This window comes from uncultured Winogradskyella sp., assembly GCF_947495255.1.
Classification (GTDB): Bacteria; Bacteroidota; Bacteroidia; order Flavobacteriales; family Flavobacteriaceae; genus Winogradskyella.
Window position 1 is genome coordinate 318,750 of record NZ_CANLYI010000002.1, and the last position, 23,567, is coordinate 342,316.

Sequence of the window (23,567 nt, forward strand, 5' to 3'; positions counted from 1 at the left end):
TTCTCTTTTTTATGCACCGTTTTTTATCTAGCCTTTATTAGCTAATTGCCCGCAAGCAGCATCAATATCTTTTCCTCTACTCCGTCTAACGGTAACGGTAATATTATTGGCTTCAAGAATGTTCACATACATATCTATCGCTTTAGAGCTTGCTTGCTGAAACTCTCCATCATCAATAGGATTATATTCTATAAGATTAACTTTACTTGGCGCAAATTTACAAAATTCAACTAATGCCTCAACGTCCTTACGCTTATCATTTATACCATCCCAAACCACATATTCATAAGTAATTCTGTTTTTTGTAGCGGTATACCAATATTCTAAAGCCTCTCTTAAATCACTTAAAGGAAACGTCTCATTAAAAGGCATTATAGACGTGCGTATTTCATCTATAGCAGAATGTAATGATACAGCTAACTTAAATTTAACGTTATCATCAGCCATCTTCTTAATCATTTTTGGGACTCCAGACGTTGACACTACAATTCGCTTTGGAGACATTCCTAATCCTTCTGGCGACGTAATTTTTTCAATAGCTTTAAGAACATTATTGTAATTCATTAATGGCTCTCCCATACCCATAAAAACAATATTACTCAAAGGCCTATTATGATACAATCTACTTTCGTTATCTATAGCAACTACTTGATCGTAAATCTCATCTGGATTCAGATTTCGCATACGTTTTAATCTTGACGTTGCACAAAATCTACAATCTAAGCTACAACCAACCTGCGAGGAAACACACGCAGTAGTTCTAGATGCTGTAGGGATTAAAACAGATTCTACAATTAAATCATCGTGTAAACGAACAGCATTTTTTATAGTCCCATCAGAGCTACGTTGCATTTGATCCACTTTGATATGATTAATAACAAAGTTATCTTCTAGCATTTGCCTCGTATCTAAGGACACATTTGTCATATCTTCAAAACTATAGGCAGATTTTTGCCATAGCCATTCATAGACCTGATTTCCTCTAAACGCTTTGTCTCCTTGTTTTACAAAGAATTCCCTAAGTTGCTCTTTGGTTAATGCTCGTATGTCTTTCTTTTTTACTTCCATTTGATGCAAAAGTACTTAAATGAATTTGGTTTTCTTCTATAATAAAAAAGCCTCAATTAAGAGGCTTTAAATTATAAGGATATATTCTCAACTTAGATGATTAACATTGCATCACCATAAGAATAGAATTTATATTTTTCTTTTACTGCTTCTTCGTAAGCTTTTTTCATAAAATCATGACCTGCAAATGCAGAAGTCATCATTAACAATGTTGATTTTGGTGTATGGAAATTAGTAATCATACAATTTGCAATACTAAAATCATAAGGAGGAAAAATAAATTTGTTAGTCCAACCTTCAAATTCATTTAATCTTCCGTTTGAAGACACTGAACTCTCTACTGTACGCATCGATGTTGTACCTACAGCACAAACACGTTTTTTATTTTCTATTCCTGTATTAACGATATCCGCAGCTTGCTTAGTGATAATTATTTCTTCACTATCCATTTTGTGCTTAGACAAATCTTCTACCTCAACCGGATTAAAAGTTCCTAAACCAACGTGTAAGGTTACTTCTGCTGTTTTAACACCTTTAATTTCTAATCTTTTTAATAAATGTTTAGAAAAATGCAAACCTGCTGTTGGCGCTGCTACTGCACCTTCATTTTTTGCATAAATGGTTTGGTAACGCTCTTCGTCTTCTGGCTCAACCTCTCTGTTAATATACTTAGGTAATGGCGTTTCTCCTAATTCCGTTAATTTTGTTCTAAAATCATGGTAAGAACCATCATAAAGAAAACGCAACGTTCTACCTCTAGAGGTTGTATTATCAATAACTTCTGCAACTAACGTTTCGTCATCACCAAAATATAATTTATTACCTATTCTTATTTTTCGTGCAGGATCTACTAACACATCCCAAAGGCGTTGCTCTTGGTTTAATTCACGTAATAAAAACACTTCGATACGTGCTCCAGTTTTCTCCTTATTACCATATAATCTAGCAGGAAAAACTTTAGTATCGTTCATTATCATCACATCACCTTCATCAAAATAATCTATAATATCTTTAAAAAGCTTGTGCTCTATAGTCTGCTTTGCTCTGTTAAGTACCATCAATCGCGACTCATCTCTGTGTTCTGCAGGATGCTCAGCAAGTAATTCGTCTGGAAGGTCAAAACTAAAGTGTGATAATTTCATGTATTTCTATTTTTTTTCGAATTGCAAATATACAATCTCAACATAGGCCTTGTCAAGTAAATGAACGTTTATTTTGAATTATAAAGCTTAAAAAGCCTTCTATTTTAATAAGCACACTAATGAAATGAATATTAAGCTAAACTTTTCTATTTTAAATGAAACCCAATGGCTTTAAAATCTTCCCAGAATTGTGGATAAGATTTACTGACAACATCAGCATTTTCAATTTTAATTGGCGTTTTTAAACCCAAAGGCGCAAAAGCCATTGCCATTCTATGATCGTTATAAGTTGCAATTGTTATATCAGTATTTATATTTTTTGATGATTCAAGGTGCAATGTTGCCTCTGTAATAATTACGTTCGCTCCCAACTTTTCTAATTCGGTTTTTAAGGCTACCAACCGATCCGTTTCTTTAATTTTTAGGGTATGCAAACCAATCATATAACATTCTAAACCTAAACCAAATGCTGTCACTGCAATAGTTTGGGCAATATCCGGTGCATTCTTTAAATCTAATTCAACCAAAGATTTTGAGTATATAAAATCTGTCTTCTTAAGTGTTATTTTTTGATTTGAAAAGCTAGTATTTACACCAAAACTTTTATAAATGGTTGCTAAAACCGAATCACCTTGTAAACTTTCTTCTTTATAAGACGAAATAGAAATTTCAGTACCAACCTCACTTAAAGCAATTAAGCTATAGAAATAAGATGCTGAGGACCAATCTGACTCCACAACAAGTGTTTGTTTTTCTATATTTTTTGTTATCGGTTTTACAGTGATAACATTACCAACAAAACTTGTCTCTATACCTATAGAGTCTAATAAACTTAAGGTCATCTTTATATAAGGTATAGATGTTATAGTCCCTTCTAAGGTTAACTCTAAGCCATTTTCTAATTTTGAAGCAATAAGTATTAATGCTGAGATATATTGACTACTTACATTGGCTTGTAGATTCACTTTACTAACCGTTAGCTTTTTACCTGATATTTTTAATGGTGGAAAACCATCATTTTCTAAATATGATATGTCTGCTCCTAAGGTTCTTAAGGCATCAACCAAAATTTTAATTGGTCGTTCTTTCATGCGTGAAGAACCCGTAATTGTTATTTCCCTTTCGTTTTGAATTGAAAAATAAGCCGTAAGAAATCGCATTGCCGTACCAGCATGATGAATATCAATTAGCGAATCTTTAGATGCTAAGGCTTTTTGCATCAAAACAGAATCATCTGAATTAGACACATTTTCTATTTCAATTTGCGGATACAAAGCTTGCAGTAATAGCAAACGATTAGATTCACTTTTTGAACCTGTAATTTGAACGCTTTGATGATTTTTTAACTTTGATAATTGGATACTAATGTCCATAAAAAGGTGTTTACGTATAAAAGTGTTGCCGAGAAATTCACTTGAATTTTCTAATAAAACGCCAAGATAGTAAAAGTGTAAAGAAATATAGTTAGGAATTTAAGAAGGCATAAATTAAAAAGGTTGAGAATCAAGATTATATTCTAATTACCAACTCTGCTTCTTTCCACCACTACTTCCCGGATATAGCAACGTACGATTGTAATGCAGATTTTTATTAAATGTAGCTTCTTTTAATTTTTTCAATTCTGGAAAATCTAAAATTTTCGAATTTACAACGCTAATTATTTCCTCTAATTGGTTAGCAAGAAGAAATTTATTATAAATTAATTGAGTTCCGTAAATATCAATTCCTTTTATATCATTTAAAGATTTTGCTTTTAAGAATTGTCGCCAATGTTTTTCCAAGTTCTCTTTATCCTTAAACCTGTCTTTAAAAAGAAAAAAATAACCAGTTAAAGCAATAAAAACAATACTACCTAATACATAGAATAACACCATAGTGTTTGAAAATTATTACTTTAGCTTCTCATTATTATGATGACGGTTATGATCTCGTTTTGTCTTTTTATTCATCTTTTTATCAAAAGCATCTTGTAAGTCTATTCCTGTTTGGTTTGCTAAGCACAACACTACAAACATAACATCAGAGAGTTCTTCTCCTAAGTCTTTATCTTTATCGCTCTCTTTTTCGCTTTGTTCTCCATAACGTCTTGCAATTATACGAGCAACCTCACCTACTTCTTCCGTTAATTGAGCCATATTGGTAAGTTCGTTAAAATAACGAACACCATGTTCATTTATCCAGTTGTCAACTTCTTTTTGTGCGTTTTTAATATACATAATTAGACTTTGTTTAATACAATTTGTTCGGCTTGTTTCTCTACAATTTTACTGTAAAAAGCTTTAAAATCCTTATAATCTTTTGGTAAAATTAACGGATTAACAATATCTAATTGTGCTTTTAATTGTAAAAAATCACCATTTTGTTGAATTAGATAAGTAAACTTTACATTTGCATCTTTAAACTCTAACCCTTCAGAATTCGGTAATGATTCTACAGTATAACCTTCTGGTAATTTTATATTTACCATATACTTTTCAGAATAAGGAATTACAAAATCTATAGGATATTGACGCTCTTCTAGTTTAAATGGATTTTCTTTAGTTGCAAAAAATAACATTGGAGAAAAATAAATTTTATCTCCTACTTCTTCAATACCATCCGATAATTCATATTCGTAACTCACCTTAATTGGATGCGTAGCATTTTTCACATTATCTATACTTAACTCATTTATTTCTATAGCACCTTTATCTTTTTCTAACGATTTTATGTGATCTTCATTTGTCATTGAAGCATACTTGTTTCTATAAGAATAAGCGATGTAGTTTGTGAGATGTTTTACTACTTTCCCCGAAACCGTAAAATCATCATCAATGGTAACGTTAAGCATAGTGGATTCTACAGAATTTTTACTTGGCTTCATGTTAATCCATCGAGATACTTTTTCATTTTCTATTAATCTTCCTTGCCAATTTAACACACGTTTTGGTAAAACATTATTAGTACTATACTGTTCTGTTGCATCAATTAACAACATTTCACCATCGTTTTCCACACTACAAATTACATAGTTAAATCCTTCTCGTGTTGGAAATAGAGGAGTTCCATTATTTCTAGTACTTAATATCACCGGATTTGCATTAACACCCTGAGAACGTAACATTGATACTACCATTAAGTTAATATCAGCAACATTTCCGTCATGTTCTTTATATGCCAATCTAATTCCTTTTTGAGCATATTTACCATAGGAACCATTCCACTTGACTCTAGATTTCACAAAATTTTCAACTAAAAAGGCTTTTTCAAAATCATCAGTCACACCAGCTAATATAGCTTCTAAATCATCTTTATAAATACTAAAATCACCTAACTGACCTCCAAAATCAGGGCTCTCATAAATAGTTTTTGCTACTTTTTCCCAGCTTGTCGCATAAGACTTTTCTAAATAACCTTCTATTGATAATTTAGCTTCCAATTCTAAACTTAATTTGGCTTTATAATTATTAATACTTCCTGCAAATGACTCAGCTCTTAATGATGGTATATTTTCTTCTGACAAAACTATTTTGTTATCAAAATATGTAATTTTATTTTTTGATATTGTTGAGCCATTCCCTAACTGGTTAACACCAGATTTTGGAGAATTATTTGAAACTCTTTGAGTCATAGAAATAGTCTTATATATCTTTTTCTCAATATAACTAGGCGTATAAAAAGCCTTAGGATTTAAAAGCTTTTTATAATTGTAAAATTGTGGTGTAAAAATATTTACATCAAGTTTTTTAACAGGAATACTAAATTGAAGTTCTACATCATCTATTTGAATAAATGGCGACCTAATAACATACCTATATTCTACAATAGAACCTGCTTTAACATTAGGAAGAGTAAAAGAACTGATAGAATATAAATTCGTTGCTTTCTCTGTGAAGATTCCTTCATTCTTCAATTTGTCTTTTTTAATTTTTCCCTCTTCTAAATTATAAGTATAGCCTTTAATACCCTTTATACTTATATTATTTCCTGACCTGCCTTGGTATAAAATTATTTTTTCGTTTGCCCAATCAAGCCCTTCTTTATTATAAATTTTTATTTTCATAATGATTTCCTTTAACTGAGTAAAACCATTATTTTGACTAAACTCAAAACTAATATTCTCATTTCTATATAAGATTGCCGCATTAGCTGCTGAGTCCATTGGGTAATATTTTTCTTGCAACTCTAGTTTTGAAATCTCCCCAAACTTATAATCTTGACAATTTATTGAGTTTAAAGTGATAATTGATAAAATAATAATTAAAAAATGTTTCATTAATGAGTTTTTATTTATTGATAATTTGATTGATTTATATCGTAGAAATTATAAATTTTTGACTAAAATAATTTTAGATTTATCGTGTTTTACTATTTGTTTTCTAAAAGTTCTAAACGCTTTGTAATCTTCTTTAGGATAATTTCCTTTTAACAAAATGTAAGTCCTTGTGTATTTTAATTTATTGTCCTCTAAAGCTTCAAGTTTAAATTTATAACTACCAAATTTGGTTTTTACTTCTTTTGAATCTGTCATAGCTTCAACTTTTAAGCCTTCAGGAAGTTGAATAATAAACTCGTCTGTATCTTTAAAAGCGCGATCAATTTTAAACTCTAATTTACGACTTGTGTATCTTGGCGGAATGTTAGTAACTTTATTAAATATATTTGGTTGAAAAATCAATCGTGTTCCACTTTTTGAAGCATAATTAACTGAAGACAATTTAACGTTCTCACTATAAAGAACCTCATCCTTATTATTTTCAATTTTAATATTATCAATTGTTAAATTATTGATATTATCCCAATAATCTTTGTAATATAATTGCTGATCTCTTTCTGTTTTAATTTCAATGCCTTCATGAATACTGTATTGAAATCCTGTAGTTTCAATACTCACATCTGCTGTAAAACTTCCGGTAGCGTCCATTTGTATATTGGCTGTAGTTTTTTGGACACTATCATCCGCACCATAAATCTTTGTGTGCACAATTTCACCGCCTTCAGGCTTTACCAACAAAACCTTTCTGTCATCTGTGAAACCAGCAGTAAATCCAAAAGGATTGGTTTGGCTTGTGCACTCTAAAAAAATATTTCCTCCTTCATTTGGCACACATAAAATAGCATGATTTCCTTGTGTCGAAGAAAACTCACTATCAATATCTCTAAGGCTTCGTCCGCCATAAACCAAAGTGTAATACGAAGGTACATCTACAGCTTCTAACAATGCTTTTGTGTAGTTAGTTAAACCTTTACAATCTGCATACCCTAATTTATCGACATCGTTAGCAAGCATAGGTTTCCAGCCACCAATACCAACCTGTATACTTATATAACGCGTTTTATCTTGCATATACTTGTAAACGATTTTAGCACGTTCTATTTTATCATCTACTCCTGCTGTAAGCTGCTTTACATGGCTTTTTGTTTCTTCGGGAATGAAATCTGTACCTGTCAATAATTCATCATACATCCACTTACCAAAATCATTCCAATCATTATTGATACCTTCTACACCAACCATTTCAAATTTTTTGAGTGCGACTTTATAATGCGGAATCATATTCTGAAAATCTGGTGTATAAGCTTCATATTTTATACCTTCTATATTATCCGCTACAAAATGGTATTCAGATATTTCTTTAATATTGTAATTGCCAAAATTTTCTTTTTTGGTTTTTAGTTCAATTCCAGCTGTATTAATAATCTCGTAATCAGAATGCTGAATACCCACATAATACCCATCAATAGGGTACCAATTTGGAAAAAAGGCAGTGCTGTTATATACAATTTCGGAAGTATACTCTACAGTATATGGATACTTTAAAGGAATATGATCTAGATATTTAACGCGATCATCTTCGTAAATTGAAAAATCACTAACGGCACTTACATCTACAAAATCTCTCTTCTTTACTTTTTTAATTTCCTCTCCAAACTCATCATAAATAAGAGCCTGCATTTCCTGAATATCTCTAGTCCCATCATAATAGGCAACAGCATTAACATGTCGTTTTCCACTTTTATTGTATACCGTCGTAATTCGTTTATTAGTAACTTTAATCTTATCTAGACTTAAAATTTCAACTGTTTGCTTCTGAAATCTAACAACAGCATTGGCCTTTTCTTTTAACTCTATAGGAACCAAAAATGCTGAATAAACATCATCTGATTGCGAAAAACTAAAAACTGAAACAAATAAAAAAAAGGAAACAAGCGTAAGCTTTAATTGAGGCATAATGTAGAATGTAATTGGTTAGGTGCTACAATATAAAAAGTAAATTTATTTCTGCAAATGATTTTTATCATAAAATTCCTACGAGTAACATCTTTTCTATAATCTACAGCACTGATTATGAGATATAATCTTTATGAACTTCCTTTTTTCCAAACGGAAAGTACAACCAATACAATTAAACATGGTATGCCAATATATTGAAGTTCGCTAAGGATAACATTAATTCCCCACTCTGAAAAAAATTCTTTAATACCAATTGGAGATACTTTTACAGGTCTAAATGGAAAGAAATATCTTGAGTTATCTATAGGAATAAAAAAACCAACACCTTTCCCTCCAGTAGTCATAGCATCTAAAAGTCCATGAGAAATAGTGGCTAAAAATAAGACTATTGTAAATATCAGTTTTCTCGATTTACCAAAAGCAAAGGCTAATAACAAACTCCAAAGTATAGCGAATATAATAGAATGGGTAAATCCTCTATGACCAAATGGATGCTCGTAAGTTATTCCTAACTTAAAAGCTAACACATCTAAGTCTGGCAACATAGCAGAACCAATAGCTAAAAATAAAAGTAATTTATTAGACTTTGAATCTATAACTTTTGCAACTGTATATGCCACAAAACCATGACCAAAAATTGAAGCCATTAGTCTTTATTTTTAGAATCGATAATGATGGTTACAGGACCATCGTTGAGTAAACTCACTTTCATATCTGCTCCAAAATCACCAGTTTGAATTGGCTTTTGTAATACATTTTGAAGTGTATCTATAAATTTTTCATATAAAGGAATTGCAACATCTGGTTTTGCTGCTTTTATATAACTTGGACGATTTCCTTTTTTTGTACTTGCATGAAGCGTAAATTGACTTACCAAAATTACATCACCACCAGAAGCTTTTAATGAGGTATTCATAACACCATTTTTATCAGGAAAAATACGAAGATTGACTATTTTATTGCATAACCAATCAATATCTTCTTGTGAGTCTTCATTAATAATACCTAGCAGTATAAGAAGACCATTTTTTATAGAAGCAACTTCAGAGTTATTAATCACAACAGAAGCTTCAGACACTCTTTGTATTACAATTTTCATTCGTTATCGTAATTATCAGTCCTATAGTGTTCATCTTCGCCTTCTAAAATCTGAACATAACTCTTATATCTAGAGTAAGAAACCTCATCAGCTTCTAAAGCATCTTTAACTGCACATTTTGGTTCGTTTAAATGAATACAATTATTAAACTTACAGTCTTGTTTTAGTGCGAAAAATTCAGGGAAATAATCACCAACTTCTTCCTTTTCCATATCTACAACACCAAAACCTTTAATACCAGGTGTATCTATAATTTTAGCATCAAAACTTAAATCGAACATCTCAGCAAAGGTTGTAGTATGTTGCCCTTGACTATGTTGTGTGGAAATGGCTTTTGTTTTTAAGTCTAATGAAGGCTCAATGGCATTGACTAAAGTAGATTTTCCAACACCAGAATGACCAGCAAACATACTCACCTTACCAATCATTAAAGCTTTTACTTTATCAATATTTTTACCTGTTGTTGCAGATATACCAACACATTCATAACCAATATCACGATAAATACTTGCGAGATATTTCACCTCAAACATAGTTTCTTCATCGTAAGAATCGACCTTATTAAATAACAAAACAGCTTTAATCCCATAAGCTTCTGAAGTCACCAAAAATCGATCTATAAATGTGGTGAATGTGGGAGGATTATCAATAGTGACCAACAAAAATACCTGATCAATATTTGAAGCGATAATATGTGTTTGCTTCGAGAGATTAACCGATTTACGAACGATATAATTTTTACGCTCTTCAATGCGATGTATTACACCTGTTTCAGTATTATTCTTTGTTTCTAGCTCAAACTCTACTATATCACCAACAGCAATTGGGTTAGTACTCTTAATACCTTGCAACCTAAAACGTCCTTTAATTCTACATTCATAGAATTTACCGTTCAAGGTTTTTACCGTGTACCAACTGCCTGTAGATTTATATACTGTTCCTGTCATTACTACAAAGATGGTCATTATTAGTGTGTAATACAACAAAAAAAGGCTACCAATTGGTAGCCTTTTTTTTGTTGTATAAAAATTATTCGATATTTAATTTTTCTAAATGAATATCTAAAGTTTTTTCTTTTCTATTATATTCTAATAACATTACATGACCCAATTTTGCAGGTAAAACTCTATAACTAATTTTACCTTTTGATCTTTGCAGATAAATTTTATCCTCAGATAATGTGCCTTCATTATACATTATTGATTTAAACGCTAGTTTATTTTTTTCACCTTTCAATCTCTCATAATCAATAAAAGTAGCATAGAAACGATCTCTATCCGTATCAATTTGAGTGAATTCATAATCAAAAGCACCATAAGATTTTAATGCATGCGCATTAAGTTGAGGGCTACCAAAATCTGTTAAACTCGGTGCTCTAGATTTTCCTTTTTTATAATTTGTAATATCTTTTAGTTTAAAGCTACTATCAAATTCAAAAATTACGGCATCTGTAATTGTTAGTTGTGTAACAGAACCTCCTCCTCCAAGTGCAGCAGCTGCTATTCCCATACCACTTGCTGTTTTTCTAAAACGCTCACCTACACAATAATAAGACCCTGTTTGAGTACGGATAATATCATGAAAATAAACATAACCTCTCTTTTTCTTTCCGTCAGAATCCGCAGGCATCATTTTATCAATCTCATTTTCCCAGCTTACTTTACTATCAGAAATTGTTTTTCCATCTAAGGTAGTTACTTCCGCAAAAATCCCTTCGCTTTTAGCTTTAATAACATTATCTCCTTTTTCAAAATATTCACCTAACAAAACCAATTCCTTATCATCAGTTAAAAAAGCATTTGTAATTAATCTTGGATTATTCTCTCTATCGTACTCCTTTTCAAATAACAATTTCCCTGTTTTAATATCAATAACTAAAACTTTAAATTTAAGTGTTTGGCTCATTAAAGACTTCTTAGAGGTCTCAATAGCAACAACTACTTCTTCATTAACCTCAATTGGGTTAATTGACATAATTTCCTTTATCTCATCTGGAGAATTAAAATCCCACGCTGTACCTCCATCTGTTGGAATATACTTTAAACCATAACCGATTTTTTTGTTGTCGCGCACATAGTTGAATAAAAAACCCTTATTATCTACAGGTAATAACAAGTTAAAACTTCCTGACTTTACCATATAAGACAACCATTTTAACTCTTTCTTATTTACAGGTATCACAATATCTTTACCTTGATTTCCTTGTCGATCAAAAGAAACTAATTTGTACTGTCTCTCTTTAACATTAACCATTGCAAACATTAACTGTTGATTGTTAAATTTACTATTTGCAAGTACTGTATTTTTATCATCGATATAAGATTTTGTTGCAATATCATTTAAGTTATTGTCTAACATCTTAATTGCATACTCTCTTTTTCCTTTTTTAAGTTTATCTACTTGGTAATAAAAATAATAACCATCCACGTCGTTATTTTTATCCATTAAAGGTCCTGAGTTTTTAATTTTAAAAGATGTAATCTCATTTAGCGCTTTCTGCTGAGCAGATATAGCAATACTAAAGAGACATAAAAATGCTAGTCCTAAGATGTTTTTCATATTGTAATTGTTAAAGATTAATAATTATTGATTAATTGATTTAAAAAATTCATGGGTAGTTCGCATTGTTTCATAGTTTTCCATATCATCCTTATGGAATTCACAAAACGCAAGCCCTATCTTTTTTGTTTCGTTAAGTTCTAAATTATGGAGAAACAACCTAATTGTATTTAATTGCTTTTCATCAGAAAAATTATTTTTAGGGGGAACATATTTACCCAATTGATGACGTTTCTTAGCCTCATAGATTGACTTTAAAACTTTTGCCATTGTGCTACAATAATAATCTGATGATATTTTGTGGCTTTGATACTTTTCAATTAACTGATAAATTGCCAAGTCTAATAACTTTAAATCAATAGCACTTTTTATACTTTGAGGGTTCGCAACCTTTTTAATTTCATTGATTTCAGTCCTCGAACCGGTAACCATTTCGTCTTTGATGCTAAAATCTTCTCTTAGTTTATTTATTCTAAACTCAATTTCTGGATGCGTTTTTAATGTGTCTGATGAAAGTTTAAATTCATTAATTTTTTCGTCCGAATCAAAAAGTGAAACTGTTTCCTTTAACCAATATTTTTTAAAAGGGTAAGATTCAAAATTAAAAACACTATCAATATTCACATTGTGATGTAATACCATATCATCAACAGCCTTTAACTTACTTAAAGAGCTCATTGCTTTAGACTTATAATATTTAGTTTTAGAAAAAAACACAAATCCTAAAGAATCAGCTTCGGCTTCAACCTCTTTAGAATGGTCTAAAATATCGATGCTTAAATCATCTATAACAGATAATGCAGCTCTTGTTTGTCCGTATTTCTGTCTTTTTATTTTTCTTACTTTCTTTTTTGTCTCTTTAGAGTTGATTGTTGCAATTACATTTGAAACATTTTTTAAAGAATGGTCTAAATATTTATGCGCTATCTCATGACAAATTACAAATGCTAACTCATCATCTGATTCTAGTGTTGTAAATAATCCCAAATTTATTTGAAACATACCATCTCCATAACAAGCAGCATTAGGCAGCATGGAATTATTAATTAAAAAGCTAAAATCTGAAGTATCTATTTCTGGATTAGCAGTGTAAATATTAGAAAGGATAAGATCTAAATGCGCCTTGATTTCTGGAATAAACACATAACTACTATCCTTTATAGATTTTAAGACTTTTTCATCTCTATCTTTAAATACTTTCTTCACTTTTGAAGAAAAAGGACCACTTATTCGGTTAGTGTAATTTGAATTAATTCTCTTAAGATAACGTTCTATTTCGTCAAGATCCTCAGGTACATACTCATTAACAACTGTTTGAGCCTTTGTAAATTGAAAAACCACTAAAAACAATAATAGCAGAAAATATTTAGATTTCATTAACAAGTAATTTCGTGTTAATTCAAAAATAGCTTATTTATGTTACCAACAAAGAATATTTGAGAACTAATACTGCTTCTAAAATTATCTGCATTAATTTAACTACTTTCTGATTAAACACTAAACAATCAAGGTTTATCAATTTCATTTAACTTCTTACAGCTTTAATAGCTTCCAACGGTTTACTATCTGCAATAATATTCACAATGTAAATCCCTGCAGAATATTCTGATAAATCTATATCTATTTTACTTCCAAATTTTTGAAATTTTGAATTTTGAATAATTCGCCCAGACATATTTGCTATCGCGATTTTTACCTCGTCATAATCTTCAACTAATTTTAATTGAAAAATGCCGTTTAAAGATGGATTTGGGAAGAGTTTGTTATTCTCTAAATTAGTTTCCCAATATCTTTCATAAGTTATACAAATTCCACAACCTGTTGTCCAACAGCGATGACCACTATAAGCTACAACCACAACTTCATTTAAAGTATCTTCTTTAAGCTTAATCTCAATTTTTTCCGTTTTATTTATAACAAACTCTTGAGGTTATAACCTAAATATGAAACCGATAACGTATCACCTTTTTTGGCTTCAAGTTTAAACTCACCTTTGTTGTTGGTTGCTACTCCTTTTAAAGAATTTTTAATAATAACACTTGCAGATTCTAACGGAATGGAATCATTTATTACAACACCAGATACAGAAATTTGAGCCGTTGTAATTAAAGTAAAACAAACGGCAATACTAAATAGAGTCATTTTTTTCATGAGTGATTGGTTTTGGTTAATACACCAAACTTATCATGAAAATTCATTTCTAAAAATCAATAATGAGTAAAGACGGCATTTCGCTTAGTAAACGCTCCAAGTAAAAAAGGCTCGCAAATTGCGAGCCTTTAAATAAAATACTAATTCTACTTAACCATTAATAATCTGTTCTTGACGATTAATAGATTCTTGATGAACAGCTTTAAACATACGTAAAATAAACTCTTCACTTAAACCTCTTTCTTCACCTTCTAATACCATTTTACCTAAAATCTCATTCCAACGTTTGCTTTGTAAAACAGCAACATTCTTTTGCTTCTTAAGTCCTCCTATTCCATCAGCAACTTTCATTCGTTTGCCTAATAAATCTAGAATTTGATTATCTACAACATCAATCTGAGCTCTTAAATTATTCAATTCAGAATTATATGCTGCCTCAGAGTCTGTTTCTTTTCTAATTTTTAAATCGGTCATGATCTGCACTAGAGCACTTGGTGTAACTTGCTGTGCAGCATCACTCCATGCATTCTCTGGGTCAAAATGTGTTTCAATCATTAGACCATCAAAATTAAGATCTAATGCCGTTTGAGATACATCAAAAATCATATCTCTATTACCTGTAATATGCGAAGGGTCGTTAATTAAAGGTAAATCAGGAAACTTATTCTGAAACTCAATAGCTATTTGCCATTCTGGTATATTTCTATATTTAGATTTCTCATATGTAGAGAATCCTCTGTGAATTGCACCTAAATTTTTAATACCTGCAGAATATAATCTTTCAATACCACCTAACCATAAAGATAAATCTGGGTTTACAGGATTTTTAACCAATACAATTTTATCAGTTCCTTGTAAAGCATCTGCAATTTCTTGCATTATAAATGGACTAACAGTAGAACGTGCACCAATCCATAATAAATCTACATCATTTTCTAAAGCTAACTTTACATGCGCAGCATTTGCAACTTCAGTACAAGTTTTCATACCTGTTTCTGCCTTTACTTTCTGCAACCACTTTAAACCTAATGCACCAACACCTTCAAAATTCCCTGGTCTTGTTCTTGGCTTCCAAATACCTGCTCTAAAATAATTAACATCAGTATCCTTTAGCTCGTGTGCTATTTTTAATACTTGCTCTTCCGTTTCCGCGCTGCATGGTCCTGCTATTACTAATGGATGATCTAGATTCATATCATCCAACCATGTTCTCATTTCTTTTTTGTTTTCCATTTTCTATTAATCTATTTACTATTGTATTCCGTTTAATATGTCTTTTATATAATTTGTTGATTCCATTTCCTCATAAACTGCTTCAAAATTATCTTCTTCCATAAGTTTTTTGAAGTGATTTAAATTTGAAATAAACTCATCTAACGTTTCAATTACGTTGGTTTTATTCTGTTGAAAAATTGGTGTCCACATGGCTGGCGAACTTTTTGCCAAACGTACTGTACTTTCAAATCCACTGCCTGCCATATCAAAAATATCGCGTTCGTTTTTCTCCTTATCTATTACCGTTTTACCAAGCATAAATGCACTGATATGCGATAAATGAGACACGTAAGCAATATGTTTATCGTGTGCTTTTGGGTTCATATATCTTATTCTCATACCTAAATCTGAAAATAATTTCAATGCTTTTTCTTGAAGCTTAAAAGCCGTTTCTTCTACTTCGCAAATAATATTTGTTTTGTTCTTATACAAACCATTAAGTGCTGCTTTTGGACCAGAATGTTCCGTACCTGCAATAGGATGCACAGCTAAATAATTTCTACGATTTGCATGGTTTTTTACTTTATCACAAATATCTTCTTTGGTAGACCCAACATCAAACACAATTGCGTTATCAGAAACATGGTCTAAGACCTTTGGTAAAACATTAATGGCAGCATCTACAGGAATTGATAATATTACCAAATCTGCTTTTTCTAAATCTTCAAATTCTGCCGCTTTATCTATGACATTAAGAGCAATTGCTTCTGTTAAATGCGCTTCATTTTTGTCAATACCATAAATGGTGCTTTCCGGATGTAATTTCTTGATATCCAAAGCAAAGCTTCCGCCAATTAACCCAACTCCTATGATAAAAATATTTTTCATTCTAACTAAACTCTTGCGATTGCTTCTTTAATAATTTCTTCTGATGCACATAATGAAAAACGCACATAACCTTCTCCATTACTACCAAAAACGGTTCCTGGTGTTATAAATATGGAATGTTCTTTTAATACCATATCTGTAAATTCTTCGGACTTAATATGTGGTGGCAACTTTGCCCAAACAAATAATCCTGATGCATCTTTATCATACGTACAATTAAGACGTTCTGCTAATTCCCAAATTAAATCTCGCCTCGTTTGGTAAACACTATTTAAACTTTGAAACCACATATCTGAGCATTTTAAAGCTTCAATAGCTCCTTTTTGAATACCATAAAACATACCGGAATCCATATTGCTTTTTACACGTAAAACAGCACTTACAAAATCGTAATTACCAGCTAACATACCAACGCGCCAACCTGCCATATTAAATGTTTTACTCAATGAATTTAACTCTAAACACACATCTTTCGCATCTTTATATCTAAGAATACTTATAGGTTTATCGTTGAGTATAAAACTGTACGGATTGTCATTTACTATTAAGATATCATGTCTTTTACCAAAGGCAATTATCTTATCGTAAAATTTATTATCTGCGTTACTACCTGTTGGCATGTGCGGATAATTAATCCACATAATTTTTACACGCTTTAAATCTAAACGCTCTAAAGCTTTAAAATCGGGTTGCCAATTATTTTTTTCCTTTAAGTCGTAATAAATTGGTTTTGCTTCCAATAATTTAGTCACCGACGAATACGTTGGATAACCAGGATTGGGTACTAACACTTTATCTCCTTTATTTAAAAAAGCCATAGAGATATGCATAATACCTTCCTTACTTCCCATTAATGGTAAAACTTCAGTTTGAGAACTAAGATTTACTTTGTACTGTCTCTTATAGAAGTTTACAATTTCTTCTCGTAATTCTGGTAAACCTTGGTAGCTTTGGTACTGGTGCGCTTTTTCATCCGCTAAGCTATCTTGAAGCGCCATGGATGCTTTAAAAGGTGGTTCTAAATCTGGACTTCCAATTCCTAAATTAATGATAGGTTTTCCTTGTGCTTTTAAAAGCGCAACTTCCCTCAACTTTTTAGAAAAGTAGTATTCTTCTACATTTTGTAAACGTTTTGCTACCTCTATCATTGTCTTGCATTTTTATATTCGCCCAAAATCTTGAAATTCTCAGCCATTAAATTCAAAATAGCTATTGCTTTTTCGTAATCTTTATAAGCTTCAAAAGTGACATCTACGAAAAAGGCATATTTCCAAGGTGTTTCAATTTTTGGTAATGATTGTATTTTAGTAAGGTTTAATTTGCAATCACTTATTACATTTAAAATGGTTGCTAAACTTCCTCGTTTATGATCTAACTCAAACTTTAAAGACGCTTTGTTAATTGCACTAACATCTTTTTGGTCATTTTCTCGTTTTACAATTACAAAACGTGTTTCGTTATGCTTTATAGTCTGAATACTTTCGGCTAAAAGATTTATACCATATAATTCTGCCGCATTTTTACTTGCTATAGCTGCAATACCTTTAATATTTTGCTCAGAAATTTGCTTAGCAACATCTGCAGTATCTTTAGCTTCCACTAATTTTATGTGAGGATATGCTTTAAAAAACACCTTACATTGTAACAACGCCATTGGGTGAGAATGCACCTCTTTAATATCTTCAATAGTTTGGCCAGTTGAAGCCATTAAACAATGCTCAATACCTAAATAATATTCACCAACGATACTTAAATTATGACTATCGATTAAAGCATAATTAGGAATTATTGAACCTGCAATTGAGTTTTCTAAAGCCATTACAACCTCATCTGTCTCTTTTTCTAAAAGTGAATCTACAACACCATCAAACGACATACATTCTACAACTTCAGAATCTATATTAAAATAATTCTGAACCACTAGATGGTGAAATGACCCTTTAATTCCTTGTATTGCAATTGGTTTCTTCAATTTTTACTGTCTTATAAATTTAAATCTCGAATCAATTTCAAGATTATAATATGCTTCATATTTGCACAAAAAAAAGTCTCGATTAAATCGAGACTTTATAATTTATATTTAAATAATACATATTCAGTCTCGTTCCTTTAGCTAAAAAAGAAATAAAACCAGTTATAATATGCTTTAGATATGTTCATTATTGTAATTATAATGCTAATGTAATTATTATTTTCACAAATCAAAATTGTTGCATTGATTTTTTAGGGAATTCTTCAAAGTTTTAAAGATTTAATAAAATAAGTGGTTCAATATTCTGATTTACCTATTTTTGACTAAAATTATTTTTTATGGCTATTGAAGTTCAAAACATCACCAAGCAATATAAAGACCAAAAGGCACTTAACAATGTCTCTTTTAAAGTTAAAGATGCTGAGATAGTTGGTTTCTTAGGACCAAATGGTGCAGGAAAGTCTACTATGATGAAAATCTTAACCACTTATATTGAAGCCTCTGAAGGTTCTGCAACCGTGAATGGTTTTGATGTAACTTCTGATAAAAAGAATGTACAAAGTAGTGTTGGTTATTTACCAGAACACAACCCACTTTACACAGACTTATATGTTAAAGAGTATTTAAATTTTAATGCTAACGTTTATGGCACACCAAAATCTCGTATTGAGGAAGTCATTGAATTAACCGGTTTAAAACCAGAAGCTCATAAAAAAATAAGTCAACTTTCTAAAGGTTATAGACAACGTGTAGGTTTAGCAAATGCAATGTTGCATAATCCTGATGTTTTAATTTTAGATGAACCAACAACAGGTTTAGACCCAAATCAGTTAGTTGATATTAGAAATCTTATAAAAACCATTGGTAAAGAAAAAACAGTATTTCTTTCTACACATATTATGCAGGAGGTCGAAGCCATGTGCGATCGTGTGATAATTATAAACAAAGGTGAAGTTGTCGCAGACAAATACTTGAAAGATTTAAGAGACGGCCAAGAACAAATTGTTATTGTTGAGTTTGACTTTAGAGTTGAAGATGCTTTTCTTTTAAAACTACCAAAAGTAACTTCTGTAAAAAACACACATAGTTTTGTTTATGAAATTACCTTTTCTACAAAAGAAGATATGCGATCTCATGTGTTTGATTTTGCGCACGATAATGAATTGAAAATTCTACAATTAAATCAGAAAAACGCAAGTTTAGAGAGTTTGTTTAGAGAAATGACGAGTTAAAATTGTGGGAGAAGCTATACTTGAAGCTATATTTTCTGGAATCATTGAATCGCTTCCTAAATTTTTAGGAACAACAATTAGATGGTTTTTTTATTTAGGTAAAAAGAGTTTTAGTACTGTGGCAAAAGAAGACTGGAATAAACGAGTTGGTCTTTTAGCAATTGCATTTATTATTTTAATTATAGTTACTATCTACTATTAATTCTTTATTCAAAAATTAAAGCACCTATATAAAAACGTTCCACATCTACAACTGTTGGTTGGTTTACCGATATTAAATTTCCTGTTCCTCTAAGTTCTCCTGTTAAGGATTGTTGCGGATTTACAACCACATCATTACTACTACGATGAAACACATTAACATTTTGTGCTATGAGGTTTTCACCTTCAAAACGCCCAACACCAGAATAAAAACCCACTGATAAAGCTTCAACTATACCATCTATATAGAAGAAAGATAAATTATTAGAAACTACATTAAGCGTATTTGAATCAACGGTTAATCTAAAATCGCCAATTGTGAATTCACTTCCACCATTAAAATCTTCTGACAATAAGGTTAAAGCATCATAATCTAAAACTCCGATTGAAGAAATTTCATATTGCGAGGATGTTCTAATCTCTGTAAGGTTTGGTGCTTCAATATAAACCTTTGTGATGCCATAATTTCTTACGTAATTACAAGAATTATTATCCGTTAAGATTAATTGATTATCGATAATCACAGCACTTACATCGCTTATTAAATTCTCACCTGTTTCTACTACAACTTTATAATCTGGAGCTGATTTTACAATTAATTCAATATCTCTGTTGACTAGGATGCGACTAAAACTTGAAACTGCAATTTCTTGTTCTATAATTTCTCCTGAAGTTTGAAAGCAATCATTAACCTCTTCACTGTTACAAGCAAAGAGAAGCAATACTAGAACATAAACTATTTTCTTCATTTAATTATTTATAAAATGGACACTTCCACTACGTTCAGTGTGACATTTAGTAACACTTTTATAATCTAACTCCAATTCCAAATGCCACGGATTCAGCTTTTGCACCATGCGATTTTAAGGTTACAGCTCCAAATAATTTGTTACCAAAATAACGTTTAAGCCCCACTCTTATATAAGTTCGCCCTTCAAAATCATAAGGATAATACACGTAGTAACCCAATTGAGAAACTACAGACAATTTATTAATAAACAATTCATGACCAACAAAAAGTCCGACACGCTTATAGTCCTCATCTCCACTTACATCTTCTTCTGGAAAAGCAACCGATTTATAATAAATTAGTTCTTTTAAAAAGTTTGAAAAAAATACGTCTGCTCCAAATTGTAATGCACTTAAATTACTTAAGCGTTTATCTGCATAACCCGAAAATATATAAAATGGAAATTGACCGCTACCTATAATATCACTTTGGTTAATTCCGGAACGAAAAGCAAAATTAAATTTTATGTTTTCTGTGAATTTATCATCACCTAGATTATCTATATATTCTTGCTTTTCATCATCCAAATTATAAGTTAACCCAACATTTAGAGCTATAGTGTTAACACTGGTATTTGGTGCTTTTACATTGGCATTAGAATAATGTGTTAACGTTAAGCCACCTTGTAAACCAAACCGATTAAAAAGTCGTTCTTTTTTATAGTTAAACATGAGATAGGTTGCGCTCAAAATATCAGAACCAAAAGCAATATTCTTAGGATTCTCTATTTTATCATAAGGGTTAGTACTGTAGGCCAAACCTTGTGCTAGACGCAACATAAGGTTGCGTTTAAAAAAATAGAAATTATAGTGTGCATACAATGCGTAATTGTTACCTAAAATTTCATTTTTAAAATCTTGATATGCGAAAGAAACACCATAATCTGGATAACCGTAGCGCTGTTCCCAAGCTTCGTTTCCAAAGGTTTTTTTATTATAACTTAGAATAAAACCTTCTGGATGACCTTTTATTAAATGAAGAATATCATTATTATGAAGTGCAATATTACCTCCAAAATAATTAAAATCTAAATACGAGTTATTTGTTTCTTTTTGAGCACTAAGTACTATTGAAGAAACTAATAAAATTGAAACAAATAAATTTCGCATTGGTAATTATTGAGCCGTAAAAATAGTCAATAATTACAATTAATTGCTCTCGGAGAAAAATAGTCTATTTTACAAAAAATGCAATAACTAAAGATATTGCTGTTAGCATTAAAATCTGCACAGCAAACCGAAACTCTGACTTATTCTTTTTAAGTAATTTCATCTTTTTTGGGGTTTTAAATTATGGTGCTAATTACCAATTTTGAAATGACTTCGCTGTTAACTTAAATCAAACAAATTGTTATTATACCTCATCAAAAAGAGTTGAAGACAAGTAACGATCTCCTCTATCACAAATAATAGCCACAACGACACCTTGGTCTATTGTTTCTATGAGCTTTAATGCTGTTGCTACTGAACCACCACTGCTCATACCTGCAAAAACACCTTCTTCTTTTGCTAATCTTTGAGTTGTTGCTCTTGCCACTTGCTCACTTACTTCTATAACCTTATCTACTTTTGATCTATCAAAAATACTAGGCACATACTCTGGTGACCATTTTCTAATACCAGGAATACGTGATCCATCTTCTGGTTGCGCTCCAATAATTTGAATTTTATTGTTTTGTTCTTTAAGAAAAGTAGACGTTCCCATTATGGTTCCTGTGGTTCCCATTGCTGAAACAAAATGTGTTATTTCTCCATTGGTATCTTTCCAGATTTCTGGCCCTGTAGTTTTATAATGTGCTAACCAATTATCATTATTCTCAAACTGATTGAGCAGCGTATAACCTTCATTATCTCGCATATTAAAAGCAACATCTCTAGAACCTTCAATGCCTTTTTCTGCAGATGTTAAAATAACCTCAGCACCATAAGCTCTCATAGTTTTAACACGTTCTTCAGTTGAATTCTCTGGCATTACTAAGGACATTTTTAATCCAAAAGATTGTGCCACATAAGCTAGAGCAATGCCCGTGTTTCCACTTGTTGCTTCAACTAAACAATCTCCTTTTTTTATATCACCTCGTTTTATGGCTTCAGAAATCATGTTAAAAGCTGGTCTGTCTTTTACACTTCCACCAGGATTATTTCCTTCTAACTTTAAAAGTAATTTTACATTAGGTTTAGTAACTAAACTTGTAGTTTCTAACAATGGTGTATTTCCTATTAGATTTAATATGCTCATTCTTCTTTTTTATTGGTAATTCTTATATCTGATTTATAAGTTACTGTAGAATCTTCTGGTATAGATTGCGTTATCCAAACATTGGCACCAATAACGCTATTTGCACCTATTACAACATCACCTCCTAGAATTGTAGCATTAGCATAAATGGTTACATTATCCATTATGGTTGGATGTCGTTTTATGCCTTTCAAAGCTTTTTCTACTTTAATTCCTCCTAAGGTAACACCTTGATAAATTGTAACATTATTATGAATTACTGCCGTCTCACCTATAACAACACCAGTTGCGTGATCTATAAAAAATGACTTACCTATTTCTGCTCCAGGATGAATATCTGTACCTGTTACACTATGTGCATATTCACTAATCATTCTTGGCAAAACAGGAATGTCTAAGTCCCATAAAATATGACTTATACGATACATTGTGATAGCATAAAAACCAGGATATGCCAAATAAACTTCTCTCAAACTTTTTGCCGCAGGATCATTATTATAAGCTGCCTGTGCATCTAAACGTAATATTGGTTTTAATGTTTTTAACTCCGTTTTAAATTGCGACCATTTAGTTTCACAAACACCACACTCTAATCCTTCTGAAATTTTGAAAAAAGAATCTTTTAATAATTCTAATTGCAAATCTTGATTTACGTCTGATTCTACTACCAAATAGAACAAATCTTTAGCCAAATCTTCTACGTCTTCCTTAAATCTTTTGGGTATATGCAATGACGAATTCATATTTTAATATCTGGTATTTAATTTTCGATTTTAACTCTGTCGATAATTATAGTCA

Annotated in this window: 24 protein-coding genes; 2 read left to right on the forward strand and 22 right to left on the reverse strand. The window is 31.1% G+C overall.

Features of this window, described 5'->3' with window-relative positions:
- Window positions 1–27: 27 nt before the first annotated feature.
- The 18 genes from rlmN to Q0807_RS04230 form a co-directional block, all read right to left on the reverse strand.
- Complete coding sequence (gene rlmN, locus Q0807_RS04145) at window positions 28–1,068, reverse strand: 23S rRNA (adenine(2503)-C(2))-methyltransferase RlmN (RefSeq protein WP_299106713.1); 1,041 nt, start codon at window positions 1,066–1,068, stop codon at window positions 28–30.
- Between the two features lie 92 nt (window positions 1,069–1,160).
- A complete protein-coding gene (gene queA, locus Q0807_RS04150) occupies window positions 1,161–2,210 on the reverse strand; it encodes a tRNA preQ1(34) S-adenosylmethionine ribosyltransferase-isomerase QueA (protein WP_299106715.1) in 1,050 nt (349 codons plus the stop codon).
- A gap of 146 nt (window positions 2,211–2,356) precedes the next feature.
- Window positions 2,357–3,583 carry a 3-phosphoshikimate 1-carboxyvinyltransferase gene (locus tag Q0807_RS04155; RefSeq protein WP_299106717.1) on the reverse strand — a complete coding sequence of 409 codons (1,227 nt, stop codon included), beginning with the start codon at window positions 3,581–3,583 and terminating at the stop codon, window positions 2,357–2,359.
- 147 nt (window positions 3,584–3,730) lie between these two features.
- Window positions 3,731–4,084, reverse strand: a complete 354-nt coding sequence (locus Q0807_RS04160) for a hypothetical protein (RefSeq protein WP_299106720.1) — start codon at window positions 4,082–4,084, stop codon at window positions 3,731–3,733.
- 15 nt (window positions 4,085–4,099) lie between these two features.
- Window positions 4,100–4,426 (reverse strand): nucleotide pyrophosphohydrolase, encoded by a 327-nt coding sequence (locus Q0807_RS04165; protein WP_299106723.1) that lies wholly within the window; start codon window positions 4,424–4,426, stop codon window positions 4,100–4,102.
- Window positions 4,427–4,428: 2 nt separating this feature from the next.
- Window positions 4,429–6,465, reverse strand: coding sequence for a hypothetical protein (locus tag Q0807_RS04170; protein ID WP_299106725.1), 2,037 nt, complete (start codon window positions 6,463–6,465; stop codon window positions 4,429–4,431).
- Between the two features lie 48 nt (window positions 6,466–6,513).
- The gene (locus Q0807_RS04175) at window positions 6,514–8,421 is read right to left on the reverse strand and encodes a DUF3857 domain-containing protein (protein WP_299106727.1); all 1,908 of its coding nucleotides are present in this window, start codon (window positions 8,419–8,421) and stop codon (window positions 6,514–6,516) included.
- Between the two features lie 131 nt (window positions 8,422–8,552).
- Window positions 8,553–9,071: a metal-dependent hydrolase gene (locus Q0807_RS04180; RefSeq protein WP_299106729.1), complete on the reverse strand. Its 519-nt coding sequence runs from the start codon at window positions 9,069–9,071 to the stop codon at window positions 8,553–8,555.
- Window positions 9,071–9,523: a D-aminoacyl-tRNA deacylase gene (dtd, locus tag Q0807_RS04185; RefSeq protein ID WP_299106731.1), complete on the reverse strand. Its 453-nt coding sequence runs from the start codon at window positions 9,521–9,523 to the stop codon at window positions 9,071–9,073. Before dtd ends, Q0807_RS04180 begins: the two co-directional genes overlap by 1 nt.
- Window positions 9,520–10,470: a ribosome small subunit-dependent GTPase A gene (gene rsgA, locus Q0807_RS04190; protein ID WP_299106988.1), complete on the reverse strand. Its 951-nt coding sequence runs from the start codon at window positions 10,468–10,470 to the stop codon at window positions 9,520–9,522. Before rsgA ends, dtd begins: the two co-directional genes overlap by 4 nt.
- An 82-nt stretch (window positions 10,471–10,552) precedes the next feature.
- Window positions 10,553–12,082: a DUF6770 family protein gene (locus Q0807_RS04195; protein ID WP_299106733.1), complete on the reverse strand. Its 1,530-nt coding sequence runs from the start codon at window positions 12,080–12,082 to the stop codon at window positions 10,553–10,555.
- 24 nt (window positions 12,083–12,106) lie between these two features.
- Window positions 12,107–13,459 (reverse strand): M48 family metalloprotease, encoded by a 1,353-nt coding sequence (locus Q0807_RS04200; protein ID WP_299106736.1) that lies wholly within the window; start codon window positions 13,457–13,459, stop codon window positions 12,107–12,109.
- A 148-nt stretch (window positions 13,460–13,607) separates the two neighbouring features.
- Window positions 13,608–13,940, reverse strand: a complete 333-nt coding sequence (locus Q0807_RS04205; RefSeq protein WP_299106739.1) for a T9SS type A sorting domain-containing protein — start codon at window positions 13,938–13,940, stop codon at window positions 13,608–13,610.
- Between the two features lie 53 nt (window positions 13,941–13,993).
- Window positions 13,994–14,233, reverse strand: coding sequence for a carboxypeptidase-like regulatory domain-containing protein (locus tag Q0807_RS04210; RefSeq protein ID WP_299106741.1), 240 nt, complete (start codon window positions 14,231–14,233; stop codon window positions 13,994–13,996).
- A gap of 150 nt (window positions 14,234–14,383) precedes the next feature.
- Window positions 14,384–15,466 carry a bifunctional 3-deoxy-7-phosphoheptulonate synthase/chorismate mutase type II gene (locus Q0807_RS04215; RefSeq protein ID WP_299106743.1) on the reverse strand — a complete coding sequence of 361 codons (1,083 nt, stop codon included), beginning with the start codon at window positions 15,464–15,466 and terminating at the stop codon, window positions 14,384–14,386.
- 18 nt (window positions 15,467–15,484) lie between these two features.
- The gene (locus Q0807_RS04220; protein WP_299106745.1) at window positions 15,485–16,336 is read right to left on the reverse strand and encodes a prephenate dehydrogenase; all 852 of its coding nucleotides are present in this window, start codon (window positions 16,334–16,336) and stop codon (window positions 15,485–15,487) included.
- 5 nt (window positions 16,337–16,341) lie between these two features.
- Window positions 16,342–17,484 (reverse strand): pyridoxal phosphate-dependent aminotransferase, encoded by a 1,143-nt coding sequence (locus Q0807_RS04225; RefSeq protein ID WP_299106747.1) that lies wholly within the window; start codon window positions 17,482–17,484, stop codon window positions 16,342–16,344.
- Entirely contained in the window at window positions 17,481–18,308 is an 828-nt protein-coding gene (locus Q0807_RS04230; RefSeq protein ID WP_299106749.1) for a prephenate dehydratase, read from the reverse strand. The genes Q0807_RS04225 and Q0807_RS04230 overlap by 4 nt, the downstream gene beginning before the upstream one ends.
- Before the next feature lie 338 nt (window positions 18,309–18,646).
- Here Q0807_RS04230 and gldA point away from each other — a divergent pair, with 338 nt between their 5' ends.
- Window positions 18,647–19,540 carry a gliding motility-associated ABC transporter ATP-binding subunit GldA gene (gene gldA / locus Q0807_RS04235; RefSeq protein ID WP_299106751.1) on the forward strand — a complete coding sequence of 298 codons (894 nt, stop codon included), beginning with the start codon at window positions 18,647–18,649 and terminating at the stop codon, window positions 19,538–19,540.
- Between the two features lie 4 nt (window positions 19,541–19,544).
- A complete protein-coding gene (locus tag Q0807_RS04240; RefSeq protein WP_299106753.1) occupies window positions 19,545–19,742 on the forward strand; it encodes a hypothetical protein in 198 nt (65 codons plus the stop codon).
- A 4-nt stretch (window positions 19,743–19,746) separates the two neighbouring features.
- Here the strand turns inward: Q0807_RS04240 and Q0807_RS04245 are convergent, their stop codons facing one another.
- The 4 genes from Q0807_RS04245 to epsC form a co-directional block, all read right to left on the reverse strand.
- A complete protein-coding gene (locus Q0807_RS04245) occupies window positions 19,747–20,490 on the reverse strand; it encodes a head GIN domain-containing protein (RefSeq protein ID WP_299106756.1) in 744 nt (247 codons plus the stop codon).
- Window positions 20,491–20,548: 58 nt separating this feature from the next.
- Complete coding sequence (locus Q0807_RS04250; protein ID WP_299106758.1) at window positions 20,549–21,640, reverse strand: acyloxyacyl hydrolase; 1,092 nt, start codon at window positions 21,638–21,640, stop codon at window positions 20,549–20,551.
- Between the two features lie 244 nt (window positions 21,641–21,884).
- Window positions 21,885–22,769: a cysteine synthase CysM gene (gene cysM, locus Q0807_RS04255; protein WP_299106760.1), complete on the reverse strand. Its 885-nt coding sequence runs from the start codon at window positions 22,767–22,769 to the stop codon at window positions 21,885–21,887.
- Window positions 22,766–23,512 (reverse strand): serine O-acetyltransferase EpsC, encoded by a 747-nt coding sequence (epsC, locus tag Q0807_RS04260; RefSeq protein ID WP_299106763.1) that lies wholly within the window; start codon window positions 23,510–23,512, stop codon window positions 22,766–22,768. Before epsC ends, cysM begins: the two co-directional genes overlap by 4 nt.
- Between the last annotated feature and the right edge of the window lie 55 nt (window positions 23,513–23,567).

Excerpts from the sequence above, each read along its gene's own strand:
- Q0807_RS04155 (WP_299106717.1), bottom strand. The coding sequence starts at position 3,583 with ATGGACATTAGTATCCAATTATCAAAGTTAAAAAATCATCAAAGCGTT.
- Q0807_RS04175 (WP_299106727.1), bottom strand. The coding sequence starts at position 8,421 with ATGCCTCAATTAAAGCTTACGCTTGTTTCCTTTTTTTTATTTGTTTCA.
- gldA (WP_299106751.1), top strand. The coding sequence starts at position 18,647 with ATGGCTATTGAAGTTCAAAACATCACCAAGCAATATAAAGACCAAAAG.
- Q0807_RS04195 (WP_299106733.1), bottom strand. The coding sequence starts at position 12,082 with ATGAAAAACATCTTAGGACTAGCATTTTTATGTCTCTTTAGTATTGCT.
- Q0807_RS04220 (WP_299106745.1), bottom strand. The coding sequence starts at position 16,336 with ATGAAAAATATTTTTATCATAGGAGTTGGGTTAATTGGCGGAAGCTTT.
- Q0807_RS04215 (WP_299106743.1), bottom strand. The coding sequence starts at position 15,466 with ATGGAAAACAAAAAAGAAATGAGAACATGGTTGGATGATATGAATCTA.
- Q0807_RS04180 (WP_299106729.1), bottom strand. The coding sequence starts at position 9,071 with ATGGCTTCAATTTTTGGTCATGGTTTTGTGGCATATACAGTTGCAAAA.
- dtd (WP_299106731.1), bottom strand. The coding sequence starts at position 9,523 with ATGAAAATTGTAATACAAAGAGTGTCTGAAGCTTCTGTTGTGATTAAT.
- Q0807_RS04250 (WP_299106758.1), bottom strand. The coding sequence starts at position 21,640 with ATGCGAAATTTATTTGTTTCAATTTTATTAGTTTCTTCAATAGTACTT.
- Q0807_RS04160 (WP_299106720.1), bottom strand. The coding sequence starts at position 4,084 with ATGGTGTTATTCTATGTATTAGGTAGTATTGTTTTTATTGCTTTAACT.
- Q0807_RS04200 (WP_299106736.1), bottom strand. The coding sequence starts at position 13,459 with ATGAAATCTAAATATTTTCTGCTATTATTGTTTTTAGTGGTTTTTCAA.
- epsC (WP_299106763.1), bottom strand. The coding sequence starts at position 23,512 with ATGAATTCGTCATTGCATATACCCAAAAGATTTAAGGAAGACGTAGAA.
- cysM (WP_299106760.1), bottom strand. The coding sequence starts at position 22,769 with ATGAGCATATTAAATCTAATAGGAAATACACCATTGTTAGAAACTACA.
- queA (WP_299106715.1), bottom strand. The coding sequence starts at position 2,210 with ATGAAATTATCACACTTTAGTTTTGACCTTCCAGACGAATTACTTGCT.
- Q0807_RS04165 (WP_299106723.1), bottom strand. The coding sequence starts at position 4,426 with ATGTATATTAAAAACGCACAAAAAGAAGTTGACAACTGGATAAATGAA.
- Q0807_RS04225 (WP_299106747.1), bottom strand. The coding sequence starts at position 17,484 with ATGATAGAGGTAGCAAAACGTTTACAAAATGTAGAAGAATACTACTTT.
- Q0807_RS04245 (WP_299106756.1), bottom strand. The coding sequence starts at position 20,490 with ATGAAGAAAATAGTTTATGTTCTAGTATTGCTTCTCTTTGCTTGTAAC.
- Q0807_RS04170 (WP_299106725.1), bottom strand. The coding sequence starts at position 6,465 with ATGAAACATTTTTTAATTATTATTTTATCAATTATCACTTTAAACTCA.
- rsgA (WP_299106988.1), bottom strand. The coding sequence starts at position 10,470 with ATGACAGGAACAGTATATAAATCTACAGGCAGTTGGTACACGGTAAAA.
- rlmN (WP_299106713.1), bottom strand. The coding sequence starts at position 1,068 with ATGGAAGTAAAAAAGAAAGACATACGAGCATTAACCAAAGAGCAACTT.
- Q0807_RS04210 (WP_299106741.1), bottom strand. The coding sequence starts at position 14,233 with ATGAAAAAAATGACTCTATTTAGTATTGCCGTTTGTTTTACTTTAATT.